Source organism: Arthrobacter sp. Hb9-2 (assembly GCF_059091165.1).
The window spans coordinates 1-9,078 of the sequence record NZ_JBNHGJ010000061.1 but is presented as its reverse complement, the minus strand read 5'-3'; the positions used below and the strand labels follow the sequence as shown (position 1 = coordinate 9,078).

The window sequence follows — 9,078 nt, the reverse complement described above, 5'->3', positions numbered from 1 at the left end:
ACTACGACCATCAGCAGAAGTGCAGCAACGAGAATTACGCGGGGTTTCATACCCGCATACTAAATGGCGTCAGGGGCACTCCCGGGCGCTCTTGTCAATTTCCGAAGTCGGTTGCAGAAAATGTCCACAACCGCCCGATGGGGGATGGTCTAACGCTCATGCCTGGTGTAGGCGTCGGAACGATGGAACGGATTTAGGCTGCTCAGGAAACAGCCACTACTGATTCAATCTGTACTTTGGCGCCCAGTGGGAGGGCCGCCACCTGAACAGTGGTGCGGGCCGGATACGGTTCCTGCAGGCGCCTCGCATAGACATCGTTGATGGCCGCAAAATCCCGGTAGTCAGTCAGATAAACAGTGGTGCGCAGCAAATCCCTCAATGTCAGCCCCTGCTCGTCGAGCAGGATCTGCAAATTGCTCAGCATTGCATCACACTGCTGGGAGACATCGTCGGAAACCAGCTCTCCTGTATCAGGGCGTTGGCCGATGATGCCAGCGGTGTACCCGATGTTTCCGTGTTCAACGTAGTGGGAGAACGGCGCTGCAGACTGGTGGAGCTGAGGGCTGAAGTAGTGGCGGGGCATAGTTTTTCCTTTCGGCAAACTCGTTCTCTGAAGTTCAAGGACCTGCCTATGCGTCAGGCGGTCGCGACGGCAGCCGCAATTTTTAGTGGGTTTAAGGGTTCCCGTCCAAGGATGTTGGCGACGTCCGCGCCTGTCTCCTCGAGGAATCCGTGACTTGCGGCGGAATGGATTGAGAGCAGCATAGATGGCTGGAAGGGCAGCAGCGCTGCGGAGTTTAGGGCTCGCCGCAGTTCAGTGAGTTTGCCCGGCCGGTACTCTGCACCCAACGTGTCAGCGAGGTTGCGGGCCGTGATGACGGTGTTCCCGACGAGGTTGTAAGTCTTGCCCTGGTGCTTTTCGGGGCTCCGCGCGATGATTGCCGCTGCTTCTGCAAGGTCGTCCCGGGCGACCGCGGCGACTCCGCCCTGCCCGAATGGGGCTGAGATGACGCCTTCTTGCGGGGTCAGGAGCTGGCCGATCAGCTCAGCGTAAAGACCGTTCCTTAAGATTGTCCACCGCGCCGTTCCGCTGCGAAGGCGGCGTTCTGTCCAGCGGTGGGCCAGGGCGAATCCCAGGTGGTCGCCGGCATCAGTGAGGCTCGTGTACACGATGTGGCTGACGCCGTCGCGTTCGGCAGCCGTGATGGCGTTGTTGTGCCGGGTGATCACTATGTCGTCTTCTTCAGTTCCCGCTGACACCAAGACCAGTGTCTCCACGCCCTCGAAGGAGATCGTTTCAGGGGCGTCGAAGTCCAAGGCCCGGAGCTGGCTGGCAATGCTGGGGTTACGGGTCGCTCCGGTTGCTGGCACGCCCGCCTTCGCGAGGTGTTCGAGGATAGCTGTGGCGAGGTGGCCGGAGGCTCCGGTAACGAGAATCATGGGCAGGCTCATTTCACTGGTACTTTTCGGTAACTAGACTCATCCTCGGTAACCGGGCAAGGGCCCACAAGGAGGCACTTTGGTGTTAGGCAGTCACATGGAAGTAACCCCCGTCCTGGAACCTTGCGGCGAAGCCGACCATCCGGACTGCGGAATTCGAGATGTCCTCGACCGGATCGGTGATAAGTGGTCGGTTCTGGTCATCGTGGAGCTGGCCTCCGGCGTAAGACGCTTTCGGGAGCTTCAGCGGGCTATCTATGGCATTTCACAGCGCATGCTCACCCTCACAGTGCGACGCCTTGAACGGGACGGGCTGGTTACCCGAACGGTCTACCCGACGGTCCCTGCCCAAGTCACCTACGAACTGACTGAACGCGGAGACAGCCTCACTATGCTGGTCAAACAACTCGCGGACTGGTCCTTGGAGCACAAAGACGCCATCGGCGCGTCACGGGAGCTCTACGATCGCCAAAACCCAGACCAGCAGATCCGCTGACCCTGCCCCGACTTCGGGGGGACCTTCTCGTCACCCAGAAGTGAGCACCAGGCCCGCTCTACCGGGAGTCGGGTACCCGAACCCCGTGGGCTGCAACAAAAGCCTCGACACGAACGACATGTTCTTCCATCAACCCCTGGTCCGGCACTGGCTTCTGTAACAGGACCGGCACCTTATACCCGGCAGCCCAGTCCTTGGCGTCGGGTCCGAGATCGTCATCAATCCATACGATCGAGTCCCATGCCGCGTCACCGGCTGCCTCCATCCGCTCCAGCCACCGTTTCACCGACCGCAGCTTAGGCGTCGGTTCGGTCTCGTCGCCGGGTCGCACCAGCAGCGTCACCTGCAACGGTTCGACGTCGAGCTCGATCTGTTGCTCCAGCCCGGCCGTGACATCCGCCGGCCAACTCGACACCCACGCGATCCGGCCACACCTGGCCAGCCTTCGAACCAGGGCCTTCCTCCCGCAGGCCAACTTCAGCTCCGCACGACCACCGGGACCTGGACGGCTCTCCGGGTTGAGTACGCCGTCGATGTCCAGCAGGATGATCGGCTTCATAGCCCGACACTAGCTGTCCGCCCCGGCACAGCGGTAGGGGCAGCACCGCACCCCGTCTGTCCTCAAAGCTGCAACTTACACCGCACTCCCCCGGCCAGGGCGGGTCAGGCCTGTCACAGTAACCGATCCTTCAGCGGACAGTCTTCAACAATCACGGATGATGGTGGCACGCCTATCAAGATCGCCGATATATCCGAGGAATGCGAGTACCGTCCCTTCCCTGAGTGGACCACTGAGGAAGAGGATAAGCGCGTCTTCTTAGGAACGTCTTTTGGTCTCAGAGGTGATGCCTGGGCCACGGTTTTTACGACGCCTCTAGCTCTGGAATACTGGTTCCTCGCGGGACTGTCTCAGCGACTCGGCCGCTTCGGCTACCTTCTGCCCCCGCTACAGACCCCATTGCAGATGAACTCTGGCTTAGGGTCTGTTCCCCGACTTCTGAGGAGCCGGACCAACGATTCAGGCGCGGGAACCAACGCCTAGCCCTCATCCAAGATCGCTTTGACCGTGCCGACATCGAGGACTATGTCCGCAGCAGAGTCGCCGAGGTCGCAGACCGCCAGCTACCGAGGGCCTTTAACACGCTTCATCGTTACTTCCACGTGGTTGACCCCACGGAATGACTCGAGCGCGTTGAGGGATCCCCTATCGAACGCAGGAGGGTGCGTTGGGCCACCGGCTAACGGGCAGTCATCGGACCTTGTTAGAGGGATCCAAAATGTGACATCAGATGCCTCCTGTGGTCGTGGTGATCCGCATGGATCGCTAGCCTGTATGACCGAATCCATCAAAAGTGCGGAATTTCAATCCACTCAGCGATAATCCTGCACTGAAGGAATCTCGTGCCTGATGTCTTTGGTCACCACTCGTGAGAACCAACCAAGGTCGAACTCGTATTCGCTGCCAAGTTGGAAGGAAGCAGCCACTTCGTCTTGATTGTCGAAAGTCACCCCTGTGGACACATGAACTTTCCCGCAGTTAATCGTCTCGACCAGAACGCCTGCTGTCGAAGCCGAGCCTCTAGTGCCACCGGAACTTGTATTCGATTTTGCCGTGCTTATCTCACATCGGATGCTCTCAATCCCTACTGAGTTCAGAGCGGGCATGAACATATAGAAGATGGTGTAACCACAGAATAGTAATCCAGCCAGCTTCCAATACCACTTCAGCGTCGGTCTCTTGGCGATCGTCCCGGAGCCGTCGTTCATCGTCGACATTCCATCCCCTATTCAGATCACCAGCCACCCGCCCTACGGCCGCTGGAGGGCCCAGCTGATCCGTTGGCGAAGCCCTGAATGAACTGCACCGTTACTAGATCCTCACGCTTTGAAACTGCTGGCTGCGACTCGGTGTTAATCCGACCAACAGCTGCCCCGCCCACTCGTCCGGTGAGGAATTCCTCACCGGGCAAGACTTATTTTCTTCGAAGTCCTTCAGCATTACAGCAAGGAACCCGGCCCCAACTGCTTTGCCCTCTGATCGAGCACAGTTGAGCCCATGGGGCCCGTGCGGTCACCGAAACTTGCCCAAGCCACAATTAGCGCAACCACTACGACAATCAGCAGAAGAGCAGCAACGAGAATCAAGCGAGGCTTCACACCCGCATCCTAAATGGCGTCCGGCTCCCTCCGGCGCTCTGTCACTCACTTACCCCTGATAGCCTCCCGCAAGGGTCCAATCCTGCTGTCCGCTAAGCCGGTAGATTTCCGGCATCGCAGTCAGGAAGAAGCATCGCGGGGCTTCCGGTCCCGCGCCGCCCGCATGCACCAGGGGATGTAGAAGACGCAGAACAGCCCGAAGGCCAGGACGCAGGCCCCGAGCAGGACGCTGTGAGTGTCCACGTAGCTTTGCCTGCCAAAGTATTCAGGGTGCCCGTATCCGACCTCACCCGACAGCAGGGGCCGGGCCGCATCCACAAGGATGACACCGAAGTAGGTTCCCATGGATACCACCGGACAGATGAAAAGGACCGACCACAAGGTCGATATAAGGTGGTAGCGCCTACGGCGTGCTTTCCAAGCACGCATGCGCTCCTCGAAGGCCTGCTGCCAGTTCTGCGTCGTCACTAAATTTTTCATCCCCCTATGTGACGGCCCGCACCTGTAAACGCGGACCGCCGTGCCTAATTTAGGACAGGTTGCAATGCGATCCACGATTGGGCGGGCTGCGCCGTTTGTAGGCTACCACTGCAACAAAGGCCTATCAGTTGAAGACGTTCCTATCAGCGGTCAAGCCCGGTAAAGGATCCGAAACCGGGACCCCGCGTAACCTGCCTGTACCGAATGTAGTCCTAAACGCGGCAGCACAACCATGAGTCACACGTCTCTCCGGGGGTGACTTGGACCAAAGACATCAGGCAAGGGATTCCATCAGTGAACAACTATCGGTTAGTAGGCTGATGGTTCCACTCGCTGGCTGGAACCTTGGGGCCGACGGATCTGCAGAAGGCCTTACTGGAAGGAACTTCCCATGCGCGCGCTTAGGACGCATATAAGGATCCTCACGGCCGCGTCGGCCGTGCTCATGATGGGAATGACAATAACCGCATGCGCTGAGAAGGAGCCAGGGAACACAACGACAGAGAAGACGACGCCGGAAAGGACAATGACAGCCCAGGAGGGACGGGACCGTGTGGTCGAACTAGTCATCAACACCACCAGACAGCTCGACGTCACCGGCTGGTGGCCGCGCAACGGCGTAGCGTGGGCGCAGGAGTGCTCCCCGGAAGAGGGCGAGGAGGGTGCCAGTTATGGCTATGACCGCTGGGCACCCCAAGGAACAGAGCATATTGAGGACGCGAAATGCGTAGCGGAGTATTGGGAGTCCCTCGGCATGACCGTACGTACAGTCAACCCGACAACGCACCCGACCGTCTTCGCCGAGGGCGGGCCCGTACTTCGGGCCAGCTTCGATACTGATGCATCTGACAAGTCGTACAGCATTGGCGCTACTGCCCCCTGCTCACCAGGCGACGCGGTTGCCTTAAACGACGAGGACGAAGCAGAGCGGAATCAAGGCAAAGTACTCCCCGGAGACGAAGGCATCGTCGTTCGCGAAGACCCACCGCAATAACTCCACGATACGGCTAGGGAGTACCCATCATGGTAAATGAGAATTTGAGCGCTGATCCAAAGGAAGAAGATCCCGGATACCTGACTGAGGAAGACCTGCGTCTGGGTAAGCGCGCGGTAAGACTCAAGACGCAGTTATGTGTTTTTGCATTCTTGCTTTGTGTTGGAATTGCGGTTTTCGTCTTCATAAGCGTTCCGCTTGATACGCGTATGCCTTACGAGGGAAAGTTTAATCGGGGCGGAACCGGCATTCCCATCCCTGTTGCGATGCTTCCTGCCCTTATCCTGCTATTTCTGCTATGGCGTTCAGGAGCCAAGCCTGACTCACACCACATGGGAAAAAAGTCGCGCACGGCATACTACATTCTTGCTCCAACCATGATTTTAGGCTGCGTGCTGGGGCAATGGGTCTTTGCCAGGTCCATCTTGGAAGCGGCAGGTTCTCTTGCTGGCTGACGAGGCAGGATGCCACGACTCCTGACCTGGCCGTCAACAACTGGCGCTGCAAACTGCCTTGCCGGCCTGCCGGAACCTGGCAATAGTCCAAGCGGCGGCAAGGCTGACCCCAAACTGCAAGTTCCTGGCGTCTCATATCCCTTAGGATTCGAAGCACAGAGGTTTCCGAGCCATATCCAGTTGAACTTGGATTTGGAGGAGGGGTCGGCTGCCCGTAAGGGGATCCCCATCGAACCTCGAAGCTTCCGTAGAGCCACCGACCAACGGGCGCCTGCGTTCGAACGTATTCGATGGATTACTAGTGAAACTTCACCCCCAGGCTCTGTTGTGGGCCGCAAACTGAATCCAGAAACGCTGACCCGGAAGTAGGCTCTGCCCAGATAGCAGCGAAGCTGAGGACTACCCCTGTAAACAGCCCGTGTGTAATCGGAGCGACCCTTACAGACAAGGAACGAGTATGTTCGACATCTACAAGCGCGAGTACAAAGATCCACTCTTGGGGCTCAAGTACGTTGCTGACCCAGATCGTCTGGTTACGTTGCAAAGGGTAGCCGGTTTGGCACATCGCCCCGGAGCCGCCTTCAAAATGACTGTCGAGGGGGCAGTAATTCCCTTTGAAGTTACCGGTGACATGTTGACCGATCCGGAAACTGGGCAAGAGTTCATTCTCCGACGGTTTGAGTCTTTCGGGGCGAGCCCTACCGCAAAACTCCTGGGACAGATTGAGCCCTACGAGTTCTCTGATGAGGAGACAAGAGCAAGATTCCTCTTGCTTGCGGCAGAGGCGCTGATTGTCTTTGGTTGGAGCTACGGCTTGTCTCAAGACGAGGGATTCATCCGCGTAGATGTAGGCGGACGAACACTGACTCTCCGAGACATTGCCCACCCTTGAAGCAAGGCGCGCCTACAGTTCGAGTGAAGTGCCCTCGACTCAGGGGATTTGTTGATGCGATCTAAAGTTGGATGATGGGGAACGAAAACGGACGCTCGGATCACGACAAACACCAATACGATGCCAGTGAACCTGACTCAGTTGCCCGAATCAGGGCCAGCTCGGGCTGGCATGCCCGCCGCCATCTATACCGCGGATTGACTCGAGAACAAACCATCGAACGAATGCAATCCGTCGCACCAGGGTTCCCACTCGAAGCCTACGAACGGGAACTCACCCGGGCGATGGAAATGACAGAGGAAAACAGGCAAGACGGTCTCCGGCGCCGGCAACTGGAAATTGAGGAAGCCAAGAAACTAGATGTACTGAACGCAGTATTCGTCCTATACCTCCTCAATACGAGATACGGCAGCCACTACGTCGAGGATGGCTTGGGCTATATCGACATACAACATGAACTCGGCAGCACTTACTCATCACAGGAGATCGAAACGGCCAAGCACAAAGCGGACGACGTTACCGAATACGCCTCGAACCTAGTGTGGCGCTCCTGGGATGGCCCCCACCTGGAAGAACTGCGGGCCAAGTTTCCCGAGTACAACGACAACAACCTTTCAGCAGCTATTGGGCACGCGCACTGGCTCAACCGATAGCCAGTCTCGATGAAGGATCGTTCACAGGGCATCCGCATCTAGGGGGCTAGTTGCGCTGCCTTATAACCTCGGCTCATGGAATGATGACCTGTTCGTCGACCCGCTCCCTGAATGGGTGCTCGTCCGGACAAGTCATCGAAGCCATGACCGGACCGCTAGGTTTCGCCGTGTATCGGACGCAGGCACTGACAGTTCGCTGCTCCGCCCACCAACCCCCACTGGTCGTGAGGTGTTCGCGGTAGTACCGGTCCGCAAAAAAGTTGCCGCCGGCGTCCCAACCGAACGAGTGTGGAACATCAGCTCCCTGAAGCCTTGAGCGCACTTGATCCCTATTGGATGTATCTATGGCCGCGGTGAACTTGGTGAACCAATTCATGCCTTCTGCAGCGCGTTCCCGGATTGCGCTTTGTCCCAGCTCCTCGATGCTTGGTCGGGCACAGGAGGACAAGGCCAACAGGATGGCCACTGCCCAGTAGACCTTCCAAACATGTTTCATTCATCTCCCCCAAAATTGTGAAGCCTAGCCTAACCCCCGAAACCTGCCTCTGACGGGGAGGCCTGCTATTCCCAAGATGTGCACGTTACGAGGTCACTGCTGAACCGCGTGCAGCTTATCGGTGTTCCCAGAGCAATCTGCTGATGATCAGATTAAGCTCGGCACGGTCGACTTCTGGATGGGTGTCTGCCCAGGCCTTCAGCGCGTCATTGTATTCGCCGAGGAGAGGTCCGCCCGGGTCGGGCACGCTTTGCGCTTCTTTGTTGAGTGCGCGGCTGGCTGCTATGAATTTCTGGCCTCGCTCTGTGCCGAATTCCTCCAGGAATCGCTCATCCCCGGTTGGCACCTGTTCCCCGGCTTTGCGCGCCGGGTCCTCTCTGTACTGACGCCATGCTTCGCGTGGGCTTTCAGTGCTGCACTGAGTTCTCTGTCGACGCCCCCTCGCAGTCGTTCTACCCGCTGCTCGGGGGTCTCTTCCTTGTAAGGGTCCATGTTGGGCAAGGGGTCACTGTTCAGCGCGTGTTCAGCGTTGTGTCGATTTCGGCGGCCGATCAAGTGACCGAACGCGATGCCGAAAGCTACTCCAACTGCGATCCAGGGCAGCTGCCGCATCAGCAAGGCGAGTAACGAGCCGACCAGCAGGCCGAGAACCATGCCCTGATCCACTGGATCCAATAAGCGCCAGGCGCCTTCCTTGAACACCCGTCGTCGACGAACCACCGGATCAGCCGTTTTCGCGGGCGCGGCCAGTTAGCACGTAGATATCCTCCGGCTGGGCAAATGACGGACCGGGCTTTCGAGATCGTCGATAAGAGTATGCCCAGTATCGCTCACTTCCTTAGGATTGCGCGTTGAGGGATCCTACACCGGACGCGCGGCAAACGACCTCCCCGCTGACATTAGCGCTATGGGGCGGATAGAGGCCTTTTATGCTTGGCGGGCGTTGTGGTGGATCAGCCTTTTGACGGTAATGACTGTGGCGGGGATTAGAAGTATTGCGCTGCAAACTAGCTGG

10 protein-coding genes are annotated in these 9,078 nt (G+C 58.1%); 5 read left to right on the top strand and 5 right to left on the bottom strand.

What is annotated here, in order from left to right:
* Positions 1–202 precede the first annotated feature (202 nt).
* Both AC5RV1_RS20665 and AC5RV1_RS20660 read right to left on the bottom strand, forming a co-directional pair.
* Entirely contained in the window at positions 203–583 is a 381-nt protein-coding gene (locus AC5RV1_RS20665) for a RidA family protein (protein WP_493995855.1), read from the bottom strand.
* A gap of 53 nt (positions 584–636) precedes the next feature.
* On the bottom strand, positions 637–1,440 hold the full coding sequence (locus AC5RV1_RS20660; RefSeq protein WP_493995854.1) for an NAD(P)H-binding protein: 804 nt from the start codon (positions 1,438–1,440) through the stop codon (positions 637–639).
* Between the two features lie 97 nt (positions 1,441–1,537).
* On the opposite strand from AC5RV1_RS20660, the gene AC5RV1_RS20655 reads away from it, so the two are divergent.
* Positions 1,538–1,936: a winged helix-turn-helix transcriptional regulator gene (locus AC5RV1_RS20655; RefSeq protein ID WP_493995853.1), complete on the top strand. Its 399-nt coding sequence runs from the start codon at positions 1,538–1,540 to the stop codon at positions 1,934–1,936.
* Positions 1,937–1,994: 58 nt separating this feature from the next.
* Here AC5RV1_RS20655 and AC5RV1_RS20650 read toward each other — a convergent pair whose 3' ends face one another.
* The 3 genes from AC5RV1_RS20650 to AC5RV1_RS20640 form a co-directional block, all read right to left on the bottom strand.
* Positions 1,995–2,495 carry an HAD domain-containing protein gene (locus AC5RV1_RS20650; RefSeq protein ID WP_493995852.1) on the bottom strand — a complete coding sequence of 167 codons (501 nt, stop codon included), beginning with the start codon at positions 2,493–2,495 and terminating at the stop codon, positions 1,995–1,997.
* A gap of 812 nt (positions 2,496–3,307) precedes the next feature.
* Complete coding sequence (locus AC5RV1_RS20645) at positions 3,308–3,712, bottom strand: hypothetical protein (protein WP_493995851.1); 405 nt, start codon at positions 3,710–3,712, stop codon at positions 3,308–3,310.
* A 501-nt stretch (positions 3,713–4,213) separates the two neighbouring features.
* Positions 4,214–4,561: a hypothetical protein gene (locus AC5RV1_RS20640; protein WP_493995850.1), complete on the bottom strand. Its 348-nt coding sequence runs from the start codon at positions 4,559–4,561 to the stop codon at positions 4,214–4,216.
* Positions 4,562–5,099: 538 nt separating this feature from the next.
* Between AC5RV1_RS20640 and AC5RV1_RS20635 the strand changes: the two genes are divergently transcribed.
* The 4 genes from AC5RV1_RS20635 to AC5RV1_RS20620 all read left to right on the top strand — a co-directional run bounded on the left by AC5RV1_RS20635 (position 5,100) and on the right by AC5RV1_RS20620 (position 7,567).
* Positions 5,100–5,567, top strand: coding sequence for a hypothetical protein (locus tag AC5RV1_RS20635; protein WP_493995849.1), 468 nt, complete (start codon positions 5,100–5,102; stop codon positions 5,565–5,567).
* Positions 5,568–5,596: 29 nt separating this feature from the next.
* Positions 5,597–6,022 (top strand): hypothetical protein, encoded by a 426-nt coding sequence (locus AC5RV1_RS20630; RefSeq protein ID WP_493995848.1) that lies wholly within the window; start codon positions 5,597–5,599, stop codon positions 6,020–6,022.
* Positions 6,023–6,479: 457 nt separating this feature from the next.
* Positions 6,480–6,914, top strand: a complete 435-nt coding sequence (locus AC5RV1_RS20625) for a hypothetical protein (protein WP_493995847.1) — start codon at positions 6,480–6,482, stop codon at positions 6,912–6,914.
* 224 nt (positions 6,915–7,138) lie between these two features.
* Positions 7,139–7,567 carry a hypothetical protein gene (locus AC5RV1_RS20620; protein ID WP_493995846.1) on the top strand — a complete coding sequence of 143 codons (429 nt, stop codon included), beginning with the start codon at positions 7,139–7,141 and terminating at the stop codon, positions 7,565–7,567.
* Positions 7,568–9,078: the final 1,511 nt, after the last annotated feature.

Bases quoted from the DNA above. Each gene is read 5' to 3' on its own strand.
- AC5RV1_RS20665 (WP_493995855.1), bottom strand. From the start codon at position 583: ATGCCCCGCCACTACTTCAGCCCTCAGCTCCACCAGTCTGCAGCGCCG.
- AC5RV1_RS20660 (WP_493995854.1), bottom strand. From the start codon at position 1,440: ATGATTCTCGTTACCGGAGCCTCCGGCCACCTCGCCACAGCTATCCTC.
- AC5RV1_RS20655 (WP_493995853.1), top strand. From the start codon at position 1,538: ATGGAAGTAACCCCCGTCCTGGAACCTTGCGGCGAAGCCGACCATCCG.
- AC5RV1_RS20650 (WP_493995852.1), bottom strand. From the start codon at position 2,495: ATGAAGCCGATCATCCTGCTGGACATCGACGGCGTACTCAACCCGGAG.
- AC5RV1_RS20645 (WP_493995851.1), bottom strand. From the start codon at position 3,712: ATGTCGACGATGAACGACGGCTCCGGGACGATCGCCAAGAGACCGACG.
- AC5RV1_RS20635 (WP_493995849.1), top strand. From the start codon at position 5,100: ATGACAGCCCAGGAGGGACGGGACCGTGTGGTCGAACTAGTCATCAAC.
- AC5RV1_RS20630 (WP_493995848.1), top strand. From the start codon at position 5,597: ATGGTAAATGAGAATTTGAGCGCTGATCCAAAGGAAGAAGATCCCGGA.
- AC5RV1_RS20625 (WP_493995847.1), top strand. From the start codon at position 6,480: ATGTTCGACATCTACAAGCGCGAGTACAAAGATCCACTCTTGGGGCTC.
- AC5RV1_RS20620 (WP_493995846.1), top strand. From the start codon at position 7,139: ATGCAATCCGTCGCACCAGGGTTCCCACTCGAAGCCTACGAACGGGAA.